Annotated in this window: 14 protein-coding genes; 6 read left to right on the top strand and 8 right to left on the bottom strand. The window is 36.4% G+C overall.

Annotated elements, in window-relative coordinates; translation table 11 throughout:
- Positions 1 to 62 precede the first annotated feature (62 nt).
- The 4 genes from hemE to hemA are packed head-to-tail and all read right to left on the bottom strand — an operon-like array spanning position 63 to position 4,051.
- Positions 63 to 1,094, bottom strand: coding sequence for a uroporphyrinogen decarboxylase (gene hemE / locus BW946_RS12225; RefSeq protein WP_034691752.1), 1,032 nt, complete (start codon positions 1,092 to 1,094; stop codon positions 63 to 65).
- Between the two features lie 47 nt (positions 1,095 to 1,141).
- Positions 1,142 to 1,825, bottom strand: a complete 684-nt coding sequence (locus tag BW946_RS12220) for a uroporphyrinogen-III synthase (RefSeq protein ID WP_076596454.1) — start codon at positions 1,823 to 1,825, stop codon at positions 1,142 to 1,144.
- Positions 1,826 to 1,881: 56 nt separating this feature from the next.
- Positions 1,882 to 2,790 (bottom strand): hydroxymethylbilane synthase, encoded by a 909-nt coding sequence (hemC, locus tag BW946_RS12215; RefSeq protein ID WP_076596453.1) that lies wholly within the window; start codon positions 2,788 to 2,790, stop codon positions 1,882 to 1,884.
- Complete coding sequence (gene hemA, locus BW946_RS12210; RefSeq protein WP_076596452.1) at positions 2,777 to 4,051, bottom strand: glutamyl-tRNA reductase; 1,275 nt, start codon at positions 4,049 to 4,051, stop codon at positions 2,777 to 2,779. The genes hemC and hemA overlap by 14 nt, the downstream gene beginning before the upstream one ends.
- A 401-nt stretch (positions 4,052 to 4,452) precedes the next feature.
- On the opposite strand from hemA, the gene BW946_RS12205 reads away from it, so the two are divergent.
- The 6 genes from BW946_RS12205 to BW946_RS12180 all read left to right on the top strand — a co-directional run bounded on the left by BW946_RS12205 (position 4,453) and on the right by BW946_RS12180 (position 10,808).
- Complete coding sequence (locus BW946_RS12205; protein ID WP_045491741.1) at positions 4,453 to 5,478, top strand: rod shape-determining protein; 1,026 nt, start codon at positions 4,453 to 4,455, stop codon at positions 5,476 to 5,478.
- 28 nt (positions 5,479 to 5,506) lie between these two features.
- Positions 5,507 to 6,361, top strand: a complete 855-nt coding sequence (gene mreC, locus BW946_RS12200) for a rod shape-determining protein MreC (RefSeq protein WP_076596451.1) — start codon at positions 5,507 to 5,509, stop codon at positions 6,359 to 6,361.
- Positions 6,354 to 6,860 carry a rod shape-determining protein MreD gene (locus tag BW946_RS12195; RefSeq protein ID WP_076596450.1) on the top strand — a complete coding sequence of 169 codons (507 nt, stop codon included), beginning with the start codon at positions 6,354 to 6,356 and terminating at the stop codon, positions 6,858 to 6,860. Before mreC ends, BW946_RS12195 begins: the two co-directional genes overlap by 8 nt.
- Complete coding sequence (locus BW946_RS12190) at positions 6,857 to 8,902, top strand: penicillin-binding transpeptidase domain-containing protein (RefSeq protein ID WP_076596449.1); 2,046 nt, start codon at positions 6,857 to 6,859, stop codon at positions 8,900 to 8,902. The genes BW946_RS12195 and BW946_RS12190 overlap by 4 nt, the downstream gene beginning before the upstream one ends.
- Positions 8,899 to 10,128: a rod shape-determining protein RodA gene (gene rodA, locus BW946_RS12185; RefSeq protein WP_076596448.1), complete on the top strand. Its 1,230-nt coding sequence runs from the start codon at positions 8,899 to 8,901 to the stop codon at positions 10,126 to 10,128. The genes BW946_RS12190 and rodA overlap by 4 nt, the downstream gene beginning before the upstream one ends.
- Before the next feature lie 104 nt (positions 10,129 to 10,232).
- Entirely contained in the window at positions 10,233 to 10,808 is a 576-nt protein-coding gene (locus BW946_RS12180; RefSeq protein ID WP_076596447.1) for a pentapeptide repeat-containing protein, read from the top strand.
- A gap of 186 nt (positions 10,809 to 10,994) precedes the next feature.
- On the opposite strand, the gene BW946_RS12175 is transcribed toward BW946_RS12180, so the two are convergent.
- The 4 genes from BW946_RS12175 to BW946_RS21900 all read right to left on the bottom strand — a co-directional run bounded on the left by BW946_RS12175 (position 10,995) and on the right by BW946_RS21900 (position 16,639).
- Positions 10,995 to 11,705 (bottom strand): C40 family peptidase, encoded by a 711-nt coding sequence (locus tag BW946_RS12175; RefSeq protein WP_076596446.1) that lies wholly within the window; start codon positions 11,703 to 11,705, stop codon positions 10,995 to 10,997.
- A gap of 339 nt (positions 11,706 to 12,044) precedes the next feature.
- Entirely contained in the window at positions 12,045 to 14,240 is a 2,196-nt protein-coding gene (locus tag BW946_RS12170; protein ID WP_076596445.1) for a glutamine synthetase III family protein, read from the bottom strand.
- Positions 14,241 to 14,413: 173 nt separating this feature from the next.
- Positions 14,414 to 15,820, bottom strand: coding sequence for a T9SS type A sorting domain-containing protein (locus BW946_RS12165; protein WP_076596444.1), 1,407 nt, complete (start codon positions 15,818 to 15,820; stop codon positions 14,414 to 14,416).
- Positions 15,821 to 16,462: 642 nt separating this feature from the next.
- Positions 16,463 to 16,639, bottom strand: a complete 177-nt coding sequence (locus tag BW946_RS21900; RefSeq protein ID WP_083688865.1) for a transposase — start codon at positions 16,637 to 16,639, stop codon at positions 16,463 to 16,465.
- Positions 16,640 to 16,748 lie beyond the last annotated feature (109 nt).

The following is a 16,748-nucleotide window of genomic DNA, read 5'->3' as shown; positions in this document are numbered from 1 at the left end:
TTACAATAAAAAAGCCCTGCTAATGGACAACAAGGCTTTTATATTTTCTTAAGAGAATAATCTTATACATTCGGTTTCCAGTCAACTACCGCTCTGATGAATGCTTCAGCATTTTCAACAGGTACATTCGGTAGAATTCCATGACCTAAGTTGGCAATATATCTGTCTTTTCCAAAACGGTTAATCATTTCATTCACCATCTTCTTAATCGTTTCAGGGGTTGAATGAAGTCTTGCAGGATCAAAATTCCCCTGCAGCGTCATCGTATGGTTCGTTAAAGTTCTTGCGAATTCCGGCTTAATAGTCCAGTCTACCCCAAGAGCAGAAGCTTTAGACATGGTCATATCTTCCAGTGCAAACCAGCATCCTTTTCCAAATACCACAACATGCGTAAGCGGGCTTAATGCTTCAACAATCTGGTTGATATACTGCCATGAGAATTCCTGATAATCTGTAGGAGAAAGCATTCCTCCCCAGGAATCAAAAACCTGTACTGCAGAAACTCCTTTTTCTACTTTTCTCTTTAAATAGGCAATCGTAGTATCTGTGATTTTTTGTAATAATAAATGAGCGGCTTCAGGCTGCTGGAAACAGAAAGATTTTGCAATATCAAAAGCTTTACTTCCTTTTCCTTCCACACAGTAGCAAAGGATAGTCCATGGAGAACCCGCAAAACCGATCAATGGAATATCATTGTCCAGCTTCTGAAGAGTAAGTTCAATAGCATCAAAAACGTAACCTAAAGTGTCATTCACATCCGGAGTTTCAATATTCTGGACCTGCTCCATCGTTCTGATTGGAGTATCCAGCCATGGGCCAACAGATTCTTTCATTTTGAAATCAATTCCCATTGCCTGCGGAACTACCAGGATATCAGAAAACAGAATCGCGGCATCCAGAGGAAATCTTCGGATAGGCTGCAGAGTGATCTCTGCGGCAAGTTCAGGAGTCTGGCATCTTGTAAAAAAATCATATTGATCTCTTAAAGCAATGAATTCCGGCAGATATCTTCCAGCCTGCCTCATCATCCAGACAGGAGGTCTTTCAACGGTTTCTCCGCGAAGTGCTTTTAAATATAGGTCGTTTTTTATCATAATCTATTGTAACTAATATTACCGGCAATATTTCGGTAACAGATATTCTAAATTCTACTTCCGATTTCTTTTCTGATCAATGCAAAGATGGATGTCAGGGTATTTTCTTCAGAAGTAAAAATTTCTTCCTGCGTATAATTTCTCAGCTCACCGGAAGTGGTTTCGCCAATGGAAAAAAGCTTCATGCCTTCCAGAGAATTTCGCCTTGCAAAACTACGAACTCCGCTCGGACTAAAAAATACCACAGCATGATATTTTTCAGTTATTACAGGATTGATTTCCTCTGTATTATAAATTGTAACTTTTTTGTACTTAATGTTTTGTAACGGAAGGTCTTTGTCCAGAACGTTAATGGCAAGATTGCCGCAGAAATGAAGGAACTGCTCGTGCTGGCATTTTCCGATAATGAATCTGGAAAGTGTTTCAGCATTCTTAAGTACCTTAAATGTCCCAAAGCCATGCTTCCTTAGTTCTCTTTTGGTCTTTTCCCCTACACAATAGATCTTGTTGTAGTTTTTGGCTGTAAAATTCTCATTGGGTTTGAATCTGTTTTTAAAAAAAGAAGCAACTCCATTGACACTGGTGAAAATAAGAGAATAATTCTTCAGTTCAAAAGGACTGATCATGATGGGTTTGGTCTTAATCACCTCAACACAGTCAACCAAAATATCCTCTCCTAATTCTTTGGATATAAGCGTATGGTCTATATTTTTGGTAAATAAGATTTTCATGTCTGTAAAATTAAGAAGATGAAAAAGTGCGGCTAAAGGAATTTACATCTGAAATATCAGATCTGGCTTTTGATTTCTGCCATTAATTCTTTCCCTCCGTTTTCAAGAACAACTTGTGCAAACTTTTCTCCAAAATTCTCAGCTGGAGTATATACAAAATTTTCATCCACAGCAATGCAGTTTTTCCCGTCCAGAGAGCAAAGTGCTGCTTTGAAGCGGATCTGGTCGCCGATGATTTCTGCAAAAGCGCCGATAGGTGCAGTACAGCCTCCTTCTAAAGTGCTCAGGAAGTTTCTTTCAATTTCCACACAGATCTGAGTCTGCTGGTGATTGATCTGGCGTACAATTTCGTTGATCTCCGGTTTGTCGGTATGTCCGGCTACAGAGATTACCCCTTGTGATGGAGCAGAGATCATTAATGGAAGCATTTCATAATCAATTTCCATTTTCATTCTTTTGATTCCCGCCAAAGATAAAATGGTAGCATCAAAATCTCCGTCTTCCAGTTTTTGAAGCCTTGTCTGAATATTTCCACGGATATCCGAAAAATCAGTAGCCGGATAATTTCTCAGCCAGAAAGCTCTTCTTCTCAAGCTGCTGGTAGCCAGTTTAAGCTCGTGGAATTCTTTATTCCTTGCAGATTCTTTTCTGATCAGAATATCCTGTGGATAATCTCTTTCCAGATAAGCGATCATCTCAATATTTTGAGGCAATTGAGTAGGAACGTCTTTTAAAGAATGTACGGCAATATCAATTTCGTCATTCAGTAAGGCAATATCAAGGTCTCTTGTGAAAACCCCGGTAATTCCTAAAGAATAAAGCGGCTGATTGAGGTTCTTATCGCCAGAAGAAACGATAGGAACAATTTCCGTTAAATAATTGTTGTTCTGAAGGTGCCTCGCAACCTCTCTAGCCTGCCAAAGTGCAAGTGCGGAATTTCTTGTTCCGATTCTAATGCTTTTCATTGAATTCGTTGTTTGGTTGTTCAACTAATATTTCGTGCATTAATTTACTAATTTCTTCGGCTTTTAAAGGATTATCGATGATATATTTTGCAAAACGGTTGGTGATTTTCTGGATCATTTTGTCAGAAAGTTCCATGTCCGTGATGTTTATGTATTTATTCTTTTTATAAAAATTATGCATTTCATTGCGTTCCATGTTTTTTAGAACTGCTTTGAAATGATGAATATTGGGTGCCAGCTTTCTCTTTTTCTCCCATTCAATAAAGTCTTTCATCAGTTCCTTAATGATTTTTTCAGCTTTAGGGATTTCTTTTTCGCGCTGTTGAATCGTTTCCTGAATCTGTTTTGAAAGCTCATCTACGTCAATCAGAGTTACGTTTTTATTTTCAGTAACATTCTTTTCAACATTATGCGGAATAGAAAGATCAATGATCAGCGTTTCTTTCCCGTTCGGGAAATGAGACTGGTTAACAATAGGATGTTTGGCCCCTGTTGCCACAATAAGAATATCTGTATTTTTTAATTCCTGGTCAAAATCAGAATAATCAACATGAGGAATATTATATTTCTGGGAAATCTTTTCTGCTTTCTCCTGAGTTCTGTTGGCGATTTTAATTTTCGGCTGATAGACATGTTTTACCAGATTTTCAACAGTATTCTGTCCAATTTCACCTACTCCCAAAAGAAGAATATTTTTTTCAGTGATTCTCTTCTGGTTATTTAGAATATAATGAACCGCGGCATAAGAAACAGAAGCTGCACCATTGGAGATACCGGTTTCATTTTTTATTCTTTTCGAAATCTGAATAGCCGAATTGATGGCTCTTTCCAGATAAGGATTAGAATTTTGTCTTTCTTTTTTGAAACGGCTGTATGCTTTTTTAATCTGTCCGATAATTTCAAAATCCCCGATAATCTGACTTTCAAGGCCGGCCGCTACCCTGAAAAGATGAATCAAAGCTTCCTCTTTGGTAAGGATATTAGCGAATTGAAGAAAGTCTGTTAGTTGTACTCCAATTGTTTTGCAATACTCTTCTGCTACTAAGAGGTAATTGGGAGAAGTGGTATAGATTTCCGTCCTGTTACAGGTGGAAACAACAAATGCATCGCCCAGATCTTCCTCATGAACTCTGGAAACAAAGTTTTTGATGTTCTCATCAAAGAATGCAAACTTTCCTCTCGTTTCTACATCGGCTTTCTCGTAGCTTATTGAAAGCACGGCAAAATTTGACGTTCGATGAATGTTGGAATACTGTAACATAGGTAGTGGCAAATTTACGATTTTTTTAATTAACCTCTCTCAGATAGTGTATATGATAATTATCGTAAAAAACTATAAAAGAAAGAAAAAGCTCTTTATGACGGCAAGGCAAAACTTTAAATTGATAAAATTGCTTATTTTGATCATGATTGTTAATGTTCTTTATTTTATTTGATCTTGTTTGTGCAGATTTCTGGTCTTTTTATCCTTCCGTTATTTCGCTTTTTAACCCTTTTAATATCCCATTAATTTTAGTTGAAATCAAACTCTGTAAATGTCTAAATTGAAAGTTAATAAAGAATTATAAATTTTAATAAAATTTTAACCAAATTAAGTTGTTGGGAAATTTCTTTAGTAGTCTTAAATTTATATCTTTGTATTCTTAAAATCAGAAGAAAAATATGAGTTTATTTGATATGTTTACGCAAGAAATTGCGATAGACCTGGGAACGGCTAATACCCTTATTATCCATAATAATAAAATTGTTATAGATCAACCGTCAATTGTTGCAATTGAACGTTCTACGGGTAAACCCATTGCTGTAGGGGAACAGGCTAAGCATATGCAAGGTAAAACTCACGAGGATATCAAAACCATCCGTCCTTTGAAAGATGGAGTTATTGCTGATTTTCACGCTTCTGAACACATGATTAAGGAATTCATCAAGAAAATTCCCGGAATCAAAGGTAAATTCATTCAACCAGCATTACGAATTGTAATCTGTATCCCTTCTGGTATTACTGAAGTTGAAAAAAGAGCAGTAAGAGACTCTGCTCAGAAAGTAAATGCAAAAGAAGTAAGATTAATCTACGAACCAATGGCAGCTGCAATTGGGGTTGGGATTGACGTTCAAAAGCCTGAAGGAAATATGATCATCGATATAGGTGGTGGTACTACGGAAATTGCTGTAGTAGCTTTGGGAGGTATTGTATGTGATAAATCTGTGAAGATTGCCGGAGATGTGTTTACCAATGATATTGCTTATTACTTAAGAACTCACCATAACCTTTATATCGGAGAAAGAACCGCAGAAAGAATCAAAATTGAAGTAGGTTCTGCAGTAGAAGATCTTGATGTAGATATCGAAGATATCCCGGTACAGGGTAGAGACCTTATTACTGGTAAGCCTAAAGAAATTATGGTTGGATACAAAGAGATTGCAAGAGCATTAGACAAATCAATCATCAGAATTGAAGATGCTGTAATGGAAACATTATCTCTTACACCACCGGAACTTGCCGCGGATATCTACAAAACAGGTATTTATCTTGCTGGAGGCGGGGCATTATTGAGAGGTCTTGCGGACAGAATTCACAAAAAGACAGGTCTTCCTGTATTTGTTGCTGAAGATCCGTTGAGAGCTGTAGTTCGCGGAACAGGTATTGCCCTTAAGAATATGGATAAGTTCAATTTCTTAATTAAATAATTTTAACTTTTTACGACTTTATATCTGAATGGGATTTTTGCTGAGATTATTTTCGAAGAATACTCTTTTCGTCTTCTTTATATTCCTGCAAATTATTGCTCTGGTTTTGATATTCTCAAGAAATGCCATGCAGAGATCCTGGATTGCAGGTCAAACGGCTGCGTTTAATTCCTGGGTTTCCGGATATATTGATGAAGGAGTTTCTTATCTGAAGCTAAAACAGATCAATGAAGATCTTGTGGTTCAGAATAAAGCCCTCATGACTGAACTCTATGGAAAAGACGGAGAGAAAAATCCGGTTTTCAAAAGAGTTCATGATACTATTGGTGGCGGGCAGATCTATACTTTTGTTGATGGAGAGATTGTTTTTAACAGTATCAACAGAAGAAACAACTACTTTACAATCAACCGCGGACGCAGAGACGGAGTCTTTCCTCAAATGGGAGTAATGGCACCAAGAGGTATTGCGGGAATTGTAATCAATTCTACAGACAGTTATGCATTGGTTCAATCAGTATTAAGTGTAAACAAGATCAGAATTAATGCAGCACTTAAAAACTCAGGGTATTTTGGTACTTTAACATGGAATGGAGATAATTCAAGGGTCATGCACCTGGCGGATATCCCAAAATATGTAGCCCTGAAAGTGGGTGATACTGTTGTTACAGACGGAAAATCTGCTATTTTCCCTAAAGGAGTAACAATCGGGACTATTGCAGGATATTCTGTAGACAATAAAACCGGCTTCTGGGATATTTCCGTAGAGCTGAGTGAAAAAATGGGAGCGTTGAATAAAGTGTATGTAGTGAAGAATCTTAAGAAAGCAGAAGTGCAGAAGATTCAGGATACTCTACAGGCTGTAATAAAAAAGGAAAATGATTAGCAGGACTTTATTTACCGATATATTGATCATGATCTTTCTTGTGGCATTACAAATTTTTGTATTGAACAGGATTACACTTTTAGGGAAATATACTCCGGTATTATATCCTGTGTTTGTTATGTTCTATCCGTTTTTCAGAAATAAATTTCAGTTCCTGGGACTGAGCTTTTTAATAGGGCTGTCTATTGACGGCTTCCTCTATTCCTGGGGAATCAATGCATTTGCAACAACGTTAATTGCCTATTTCAGAACGTTGATATTCAGGACTTCCACAGATACGTCTACGGACTTTTTCTCTTTTCAGTCCCTTCAATGGGCGCAGTTTTTGCTGTTTTTATTTTCAAGTATTTTCCTGCATCAGCTTCTAGTACAGTATATCGAGTTCTTTAAGTTTAGCAGGTTTTTTGAAATATTATTTAATGTGTTGGTGACAAGTGTAATTTCATTTATCTTTATAGTCATCTACGCATTAATATTTAAAATCAAACAAAAAGTTTGAACACACGTTATTTAAAAATTTTTTCCATCCTCGTTATCATCGCCCTGATCTTTGTGGCGAGGCTTTCATATTTGCAGTTGTTTACAGACCGTTATGCATTAAATGCAGCGAATACTTCCATTAAAACAGAATACGTCATTCCGCAGCGTGGGGTTATTTTTGATAGAAATGGTAAAATCATGGTGGGTAACCAGCCTGCTTATGAAATTTCGTTTACTCAGGCTTTGATGAAACCTGATTTTGATACTCTGGCTTTCTGTAGTTTGATGAAAATTACAAAACAGGATTTTATCAATAAAGTCAATACTATCAAAAAGGAAAAATACTATTCTAAGCTGACGCCGATGACTTTCATTAAAGACCTCAGCAGAGAAGATATTGCAAGAGTTCAGGAAATTATTTTTAAATATCCTGCATTTAATATTGTATCAAGACCTCAGCGTCAGTACGAAGTTTCCACATCAGGAAACCTTCTCGGTTATACCAGTGAGGTAAACGAAAGAGATATTAAAAAAGATTCTCTCTACTATTTACCGGGAGATTTTATTGGAAAAACAGGGGTTGAAAAATCCTACGAAAAAGAACTTCGTGGAGTAAAAGGAGTGAAATATATCCAGAAAGATATCAGGCTTCGGAATATTGGCTCCTATAAGAACGGTGCTTTAGATAAAGATGTGATTACGGGTAAAGATATTACATTAACCATTGATTACGATCTTCAGAGAACAGCAGAAGAAATGCTGGTGAACAAACATGGTGCAATTGTGGCCTTAGACCCTAATAATGGAGAAGTCTTGGTAGCCGCAACCGGACCGGATATTGACCCCAACCTTTTTACCGGACCTAATAAATCAAAAAACTTATATGCCCTTTCAAAAGATACGCTTTATGAAAATAAACCTACTTTTGACCGTTCTTTACAGGCAGGATATCCCCCGGGATCAACTTTCAAATTACTGACCGCTTTAGCGGCAATGCAGATGGGAGTGATGGATGAGAAAACAATCTTTCCTTGTGGAGGAGGATTTTTCTATAAAGGAAAAAGAATTAAAGGTCATGGTGGAGCAGATCCGCTTATTCCTTCCATTCAGGTTTCCAGTAACTGTTTTTTCACCTACGCATTTATTGCCATTATCAAAAAATATCCGGGAAATCCTTCAAAAGGTGTTGATGAGTGGAAAAAAATAATGAGCAGCTTCGGAGTCGGAGAATTTTTAAATAATGACTTTGCTGTCGGGGCAAAAGGAAGAATACCTTCAGGAGATTTTTACGAAAAAAGATTTAAAGCAATCATGAAGGCAAGCGGTTCCCAGAGAACTGATTTTAAAAACTGGGATGAAATGTCTACCGGTGCTATTTATAATGGAATGGGGCAGGGAGATGTTTTGGTAACTCCTATTCAGCTGGCCAATTATGTAGCGGCTATTGCTAACAGAGGATGGTATTATACTCCTCATATCGTAAAAGCAATTGATGGGAAACCCAATCCAGATCCAAGATTTAAGGTTAAACATAAGACATTAGTTGATCCGAAGCATTTCGAACCGGTATTGAAAGGAATGGAAGCTGTAGTGCTGAGAGGAACTGCAAGAGGATTGAAATCCAATGATTTTACACAATTAGCAAAAACAGGAACAGCGCAGGTGCCGCAAGGAAAGGATAATTCCATCTTTGTATTAATTGCTCCTGCTGATAAACCCAAAATTGTTGTGGTAGCAGTAATGGAGCATGCCGGATTTGGAGCTACCTGGGCAGGACCAGCCTGTACAGTGATTGCTGAAAAGTATATTACAGGTGATCTGAAAAGAGAACATCTTTACAAAAAAATGATCACATCGAGTTTCATGCCTGAATACAAAAGGCAGTGGATTGCAGATTTGAAACGTAAAGGCTTATATATTGATCCTAAACCTGACTCAATCAGACAGAAAAGAATAAAGGATAGTCTGGAGCAGGTGAAACAGCAAAAAGCAAAACTGCAAAAGAAGATAGAAGAGGAAACCAAAAAGAATAACACTGCTAAAAAAACTGTGAAGCAATGAAATGGACAGAAGGAATAGATAAACTGGGCCTTGGGCTGTACTTCCTGCTTTGCATTTTTGCCATTGCAAATATTTACAGTGTGGACCAGAAACTGGGAGAAAAACAACTGGTTTTTTTCTGTATTTCATTATTTGTGGGGCTTATCATCTTTTTCAGCCGAAGTAAATTCTTTGAGAATATGGCAGGGATTATTTATATTGGCGGCGTATTGCTGCTCATAGGACTTTTCCCGTTTGGTAAAGAGATCCTGGGGCAGAAGAACTGGTATAAATTCGGAAGTTTTACCATGCAGCCTGTAGAATTTGCAAAGATAGGAACAGCTTTAATGCTGGCTAATTATGTTTCAGGCCCAGATTTCAATCTTAAAAACAAGAAGTCTTTGTGGACTACTTTAGCCATAATTGGTATTCCGGCAGCAGTAGTTCTTGCTATCCCGGATGTAGGTTCCATGCTAGTATTTATTGCATTTTTCATTGCTTTGTATAGAGAAGGACTGAGCGGCCTTTTATTCGGTATAGGATTTGTTTTTGCCGGAGTTTTTCTGATCTCTCTGGCTATTCCTCCTATTTATGTTACGATTGCAGTGTTATTGATTGCAGGAGTTCTTATTGTAATGAATTATCATAGAATGTCTTGGGATGTTATTTCAATTTCAGGAATTGCAGGTTCCATTCTTTTATTGTGCGGACTGGCTTTCGGTTCTCCTTATATTTTAGAAAAACTTCCTAAGCACCAGAGAGAAAGAATTGAGGTTCTTTACAAAGGGGAAAAGGCATTCAGGGATACTTCGGGATACAACCTGTTGTATTCCAAAACAGCGATCGGTTCCGGTGGACTGTGGGGAAAAGGATATCGTGAAGGATCAGTTACTCAGGGTAAATTTGTTCCGGAGCAGCAGACAGATTATATTTTTTGCGCGGTTGGGGAAGAATGGGGTTTTGTTGGAAGTGCTCTTCTGGTGCTAGCTTATTTGGTTTACATAGGAAGAATCTATTATCTTTCTGAACAGCAGAAATCTACTTTTAACCGTGTTTTTGGGTATTGTTTTGCTTCTATTCTGTTGATGCACTTTTCGATCAACCTGGGGATGGTTATGGGGCTTTTTCCTACTGTAGGGATTCCGCTTCCTTATTTCAGTTATGGAGGAAGTTCTTTACTGGCCTTCTCTATGATGACTTTTATTTTCTTTAAACTTAATTATTCGGATAAGAACAGTTTGGTGTAATGTTTTGGAGTTAAAAGGACTCTCAAAAAACTAGTATTTACCCATTTGATAAACCTGCAGATTGCAGGGTATATTGTCGTATCATAAAACATAAAACATAAAACATGAAAGAAGCTTACGTCCTGGATAAGGATTTTGAAAATACCGACCTTTCTCAAATAGAAAAGGGCGGGTACGAAAACTGTACGTTCAGAAACTGTAATTTTGAATACGGAAATCTATCCGGTTTCAGCTTTACAGACTGTGAATTTTCAGGGTGTAATCTCAGTATGGCGAAATTGGTAAAAACGTCTTTTCATGAGGTTGTTTTCAAAGAATGTAAGATGTTTGGCCTTCAGTTCGGTGATTGTAATGCCTTCGGATTATCTTTTATGTTTGATGGAAGTGCTCTCAATAATTCGCTTTTTTATCAGACATCTGTTAAGAAAACCGTTTTCAGAAATTCCAAATTGATTGAGGTAGATTTTAGTGAATGTGATTTGTCCAATGCAGTCTTCGGTAACTGCGATCTCTCAGGCGCTGTTTTTGATGGTACAAACCTGGAAAAAGCAGATTTCCGGACATCGGTTAATTATTCAATAGATCCTGCCTTAAACAGGCTTAAAAAAGCTAAATTTTCTCTTTCTGAAATCTATGGACTGTTGTATAAGTTAGATATTGAAATTGATAAGGACAGCTGACGTCTTCGGTTAAGAAATGATTACTTATAAAACTTCAGTATTAAGTTAATAAAAGCGGTTTTAATCCGATTTTCTCTTTAGTCTATATTCACTCACGGCTTTGTTAGGAAATTAGAAGAAATAACACATATAAAAAAGCCATCAGAATTCTGATGGCTTCATTATTTAAATCAATTATTTATAAAATTAAAAATTTGCTGGTGTAGCCGGAGTAGAGGCAGCTAGGTTATTATAAGTTTCTCCTTCTTCGTTGATCACTCTCTTGGCGAATCTGAATTTAGGTCCCCAATAAGAATCATTCAGTGAAGAAATCATTACTCCTTTTGATGTTGCTGCGTGGATAAATTTAATCTCACCTTCTTCAGAAACACTTTCTACAATACCTACGTGAGAAATTCTTCTTCCATGGGAAAAGAAGATCAAATCTCCCTTCTGTAGTTCTCCTTTTTCTACTCTTTCACCTTCCTGAGCCTGAGAAGCCGCTACTCTGGGTAAGCTAAGACCTGCTGCTGCCCCGAATACAGAAAGAACAAAAGCTGAACAATCGATACCGTTTCTGGTTGTCCCTCCGTATCTGTAAGGAGTCCCAAGGTATGTTTCAGCTTCTTCAAGGATACCGTCAATGGTTTTATTATGTTTGATTGCTTTTGCAATCTCAGAATTCTTAACTGCTTTTTTAGCACTAGCGATAGATGCCGCCTTTTCTGCAAGGAATGAGTCGATAAGTTTTTGCTTATCCTGCTCCATTTTTTTGTAATCTATAGAAGCTAGTTTGGCATCTGTTTTGTATTCTTTTGTGTAAGTTGCTGGTTTTGAAACCACATAATTTGTAGCACACGATTGCAATGAAACTGTAGAGACTAAAGCAACTAAATAAAACAAAACTCTTTTCTTCATATATATTTGATTATCCGTGTTAAAAAGGAATATTTATTTTCAAAAGCAATACAAAAGTAGATATTCCAAGCAAAAGACCCCTGATATGATAATTGTCAGAATCTTATTTTAACACATTTTAACATATAGTTTGCATATGTTAAAGAAAAATAAACCGCAACAGCCTGTTTTTGGTAAGTGTGCGGTTTTTTTTATTAAGATTCTTTAACAAACTTCTTCGATTTTCTTCTATATATCGGGTTTTGTGATTCAATGTCTTGATTTTCTATGCTGTTAACAAAACAAAAAAATTCCCCGGAAAACCGAGGAATTTAAACTAATATGGAACTTTACAGGACGTTATTTTGTAAATAACATTTCTCTGTATTTTGTCATTGGCCAAAGCTCATCGTCAACCATCATTTCCAATGCATCAGAAGCCTCTCTGATAGGATCGAATAATGGTTTTACTTTGTTACAGTAGTTTTCTGCCTGTTTTTGGCTGTCTGATATGCTTTTTGCAGCTTCTCTGGCTTTGATAAGATCTTCAACCCCAAGCTTGATTTTAGAAACATTTTCAGAAATGCTTGTAATTAAACTCATCTGCTCTTTTGCCAGCGTTTTGAATTCTTTATCGCCAAAGATATCTTTAAGACCTTTTACGTTTTCAATTAATCTGTTCTGATAATTTAATGCAGAAGGGATGATGTGGTTTCTGGCGATATCACTTAACACTCTAGCTTCAATATCAATTACAGTAGAGTATTTCTCTAATTTAATCTCGTTTCTTGCTTCTACTTCTCTGTGGTTGAAAATTCCCATCTCTTCATAAAGATCTAAGAATTTCTTATCCATTTCCTGTTTTAAAGCTTCAGGAGTTGTCTTAAGGTTGTTCAATCCTCTTTTCTTAGCTTCTTTTGCCCAGTCATCAGAATATCCGTCACCTTCAAACATAATGTTTTTACACTGCTTGATGTATTCTCTCAATACATTAAAGATCGCTTCGTCTTTCTTAAGACCCGTTTCAATTAAAGCATCAACTTCTTTCTTAAAGTCATTAAGCTGTTTAGCAGCAATAGTATTCATTACGGTCATAGACTCTGCGCAGTTTGCAGAAGAACCTACCGCTCTGATCTCAAATTTATTTCCTGTAAATGCAAACGGAGAAGTTCTGTTTCTGTCTGTGTTATCTAAAAGGATTTCAGGAATCTTTCCAACTACATTTAATTTTAATTCTGTTTTCTCTTCCGGTGATAATTTTCCGCTGGTTACTTTTTCAAGTTCTTCCAATACACTGAACAGCTGGCTTCCGATGAATACGGAAATAATTGCTGGTGGCGCTTCGTTGGCACCAAGTCTGTGGTCATTGCTTGCAGAAGCGATACTTGCTCTTAAAAGATCTGCATATTCGTGAACCGCTTTAATGGTGTTAACAAAGAATGTCAGGAACTGTAAGTTTTTCTTTGGATTCTTTCCCGGGCTTAACAGGTTTTCACCAGTATCTGTAGCTAAAGACCAGTTGTTGTGTTTTCCGCTTCCGTTTACTCCAGCGAATGGTTTCTCGTGGAACAGAATGTGGAAGTGATGCTTGTGCGCTACTCTTGCCATGATGTCCATCAACAGAGAGTTGTGGTCTACCGCAACGTTTACTTCTTCAAACATTGGTGCAAGCTCGAACTGGTTCGGAGCAACCTCATTATGTCTTGTTGTTGCAGGAATCCCTAATTTCATACATTCGATTTCCAGCTCTTTCATGAAGTTCATTACTCTTGTAGGAATAGAACCGAAATAGTGGTCGTCCAGCTGCTGTCCTTTTGCCGGAGAATGTCCCAACAATGTCTTACCTGTTAATACAAGATCCGGACGTGATTGGTATAATGCTGAATCAACAAGGAAATATTCCTGCTCCCAACCCAAAGTAGGCGTTACCTTAGTTACGTTTTTGTCAAAATACTGCATTACATTCGTTGCCGCTTCATCCACAGCGTTCAAAGCTCTTAAAAGAGGTGCTTTATAATCTAACGTTTCTCCTGTATAAGAGATGAAGATAGAAGGAATACATAATGTAGTTCCCATAATGAATGCAGGAGAGGTAGGATCCCAGGCTGTATAACCTCTTGCTTCAAAGGTATTTCTGATACCTCCGTTAGGGAAAGATGATGCATCAGGCTCCTGTTGTATAAGCATATTTCCGCTGAATCTTTCGATTGCTCTTCCTCCTTCAATGGGTGTAAAGAAAGAATCGTGCTTTTCTGCAGTAGTACCTGTTAAAGGCTGAAACCAGTGAGTATAGTGGGTTACCCCTTTGCTCATTGCCCAGTCTTTCATTGCTACAGCTACCTGATCTGCAATATGTCTCTGGATCTTAGTTCCTTTTTTAATTGCATCCATGATGGAACCGAATGCTTCTTTTGTTAAATATTCTCTCATTGTTTCTTCTGAGAAAACATTTTTACAGAATAGCTCTGATAATTTTGCAGGGATCTCAACAGAGTTGTCTTTTCTGAAATCCTTAAATGGAAGGGTTTCTAATGCTTTGAATCTTAAGGTTGACATAATTGGGTTAATTTTTACAGGGCAAATTTACAAAAAAAATGAATCGGAAATATTTTAACCCTAAAAAATTTAGGGGTGTGTATGGTTTTTTTTTTTTTTTTTTGAATCAGTCTTTGTTGTTTATATTAAAAAGGCTCGCAAAATTGCAAGCCTTTATAAAATAATATCAGGAACTATTTTTTTATAATAGAGAAAGATTTACCGCTATTACTGGAAGAATTTTTTATTTTTACAATATACATACCAGCCGGCAGGGTAGATAATGATATTTTGATTGTTTTTTTTGAAGTGCCGGTCTTGTGTATTACCTCTCCTAAAGTATTGATAATTTCTATATTGTAATTGTCATTAGCAGAACCTAGATTAATATTTAGGTCGTCCGTCACAGGATTTGGATATATGCTTTGATTATTATAAAAAGAATCTGTCTCCAGAGTGGCTAAAGTGCCAAAATGGACATTAATATTAGGAATTCCGTTTATATATGAAAAAGGATAATAATCAAAGGTTGTTTCTCCATTTTGAAGCACAAGTTCTACTTGTAAATTATATTGTCCGTTTGTTATTTCTAATTCGCTTACCGGCATGTTTACAGAAAATGTGTTTCCAACCGGTGGAACCGACCATGCTTTTCTTTCATAAGCTTCACCTCCAACACTATGTGGTGCTGGGTGTGGATCTTGATAAATGTTTATATCTGTTACAGGCCTGTCAGACTGAAATGAACCTGAGGCAGTAAGAATGCCATTATTATATGTTGTGTGGAGAGAGGTTAGTCCTGCATTATGATTATTATAATAAGTTCCTCCTGGAGCAGAGGTAAATACTTGGCAGTTATTAAGTATAGCAGATCCTGCTCTGTTAATAAATGTTGGTGAAGCTCCTAATGTTAAATTGCCTGGACCCATAAGGTTCTTTCCTTTATTTGGATTCAAGTTTTCGGAGTTGGTTTGCCTGCTATGTGGCAAATTAAGGCCATGTCCAAGTTCATGCATCATTCCCCCAAACCATTTAGAAAATTCATAAGTACTGGTACCCACATATTGAATATTAAATTGTGGATAATCAAGTGCAAAACAAGTTTTGCCTACGCCATAAAAAGGAACGTTTGCGGTAGCCTGATCTGGAACGGCTGCAATCACAAGTGTATGCTCACTGGTTTTTTGTGTTGGATTATTCGCAAAATAAGTATTTACTTCATTTTGCATTAAACCAGAATCGGTATAAGGATAGCTTGAAAGGGGTTGGCTTCCATGAATCAAAATAATTTTAACATTATTAGGATTCGCCGTTTCTCTAAAAAGGCCAAATGCCTTGGCACCATATCCATTACTTATCATATTTTGTTTATAAAAATTTTGTCCCCAAAGCATTATAGCACTTAGACGTGTTTTATAAGTTGGATCTAATGGGACATTATTTGCTACAAAATAAACTATATTCAAATTGTTTGGTTGGTTAGAGGAATAACTAATTCCATCATACGTGCTTGTGTAAATTTGAGCTTTGGTTTTGTTGTTAAGAAATAAGCAAATAAGTAAAAATGCCCATTTGTAGATTGTAGAGGTTTTTTTCATCATAATTATTATTAATTTACAAGTTAAATGTTTCAAAAAAATAATAATCTATCCATTAAACTTTAATAGTCGTTGTGAAGAATAGATTTTTTTAATTGCCGTGGCAATTCAGTAAATAAATAAATGTGTTTTTTGCAAATGTAAAAAAACATGAAATATAACCACTATTAATTCCTCTTTATTTAGATGAAAATCTTTATTATACACAATGAATATCATTAAAAAAATATTAAACTGAAATGATAAATTGCAGTTTTGTGTGAATATTACTTCTGGTTATTTTGTTTTACAGCGATATTGTTAAATAATTTCAAGAGAGTTCGGTATAACTATTAAAATAAATAAATCTGTTTAGTATCTGCAGAATTGTTTTTTAGAGAAAGCTTTTTTTAATGAAATTGGATATTATCTGTGCAGAAAAAATAGTATTGAGGTAATTGGGCTATACTTCTGTGTCATAAATGCTGTACCTGATAATATTTTAAGCTGATCAAAGATGGTTTCCATAGTAACTCTTCTGCGCAGCACATAGGCATCGAACATTCAGGTTAAAGATTTTGTTTTCATATATTTTTCGTAAAGTTTTTATATTGCCGTGGATTTCTGTTCATCTAAAGTTGCAGCAGTGATTATACAATCAATAATTCAGCCTTTGTCATTGGTAAAAAACATGAAGTTTAAAACTGTAAAATCACCCCAGAAAAACAGGCCCCTTTTGGCAATTTCTTTAAAGGTTTTATACTTATGAATTCTCCTGCTGTGGCACAACCTCAAAGCCTTAATATCTAAATGGCTGATCCCGGAACAATTGGATAGATTGATTTTTACTTTTCAGGAAAATGCTTTTTCGTAAATTTTCATACAGCCAGGATAAAAGGATTTAAATTTCCCGTCCCTTTTCTAATAGCAAACTCACACTATTTTAAGTGTT

The organism is Chryseobacterium sp. RU33C (assembly GCF_900156015.1).
GTDB classification, from domain to species: domain Bacteria; phylum Bacteroidota; class Bacteroidia; order Flavobacteriales; family Weeksellaceae; genus Chryseobacterium; species Chryseobacterium candidae.
This window is presented reverse-complemented; position numbering and strand designations above follow the sequence as displayed.

What these genes read in the sequence shown, in the direction of transcription:
- hemE (WP_034691752.1), bottom strand. Translation starts at nt 1,094, where the DNA reads ATGATAAAAAACGACCTATATTTAAAAGCACTTCGCGGAGAAACCGTT.
- BW946_RS12220 (WP_076596454.1), bottom strand. Translation starts at nt 1,825, where the DNA reads ATGAAAATCTTATTTACCAAAAATATAGACCATACGCTTATATCCAAA.
- hemC (WP_076596453.1), bottom strand. Translation starts at nt 2,790, where the DNA reads ATGAAAAGCATTAGAATCGGAACAAGAAATTCCGCACTTGCACTTTGG.
- hemA (WP_076596452.1), bottom strand. Translation starts at nt 4,051, where the DNA reads ATGTTACAGTATTCCAACATTCATCGAACGTCAAATTTTGCCGTGCTT.
- BW946_RS12205 (WP_045491741.1), top strand. Translation starts at nt 4,453, where the DNA reads ATGAGTTTATTTGATATGTTTACGCAAGAAATTGCGATAGACCTGGGA.
- mreC (WP_076596451.1), top strand. Translation starts at nt 5,507, where the DNA reads ATGGGATTTTTGCTGAGATTATTTTCGAAGAATACTCTTTTCGTCTTC.
- BW946_RS12195 (WP_076596450.1), top strand. Translation starts at nt 6,354, where the DNA reads ATGATTAGCAGGACTTTATTTACCGATATATTGATCATGATCTTTCTT.
- rodA (WP_076596448.1), top strand. Translation starts at nt 8,899, where the DNA reads ATGAAATGGACAGAAGGAATAGATAAACTGGGCCTTGGGCTGTACTTC.
- BW946_RS12180 (WP_076596447.1), top strand. Translation starts at nt 10,233, where the DNA reads ATGAAAGAAGCTTACGTCCTGGATAAGGATTTTGAAAATACCGACCTT.
- BW946_RS12175 (WP_076596446.1), bottom strand. Translation starts at nt 11,705, where the DNA reads ATGAAGAAAAGAGTTTTGTTTTATTTAGTTGCTTTAGTCTCTACAGTT.
- BW946_RS12170 (WP_076596445.1), bottom strand. Translation starts at nt 14,240, where the DNA reads ATGTCAACCTTAAGATTCAAAGCATTAGAAACCCTTCCATTTAAGGAT.
- BW946_RS12165 (WP_076596444.1), bottom strand. Translation starts at nt 15,820, where the DNA reads ATGATGAAAAAAACCTCTACAATCTACAAATGGGCATTTTTACTTATT.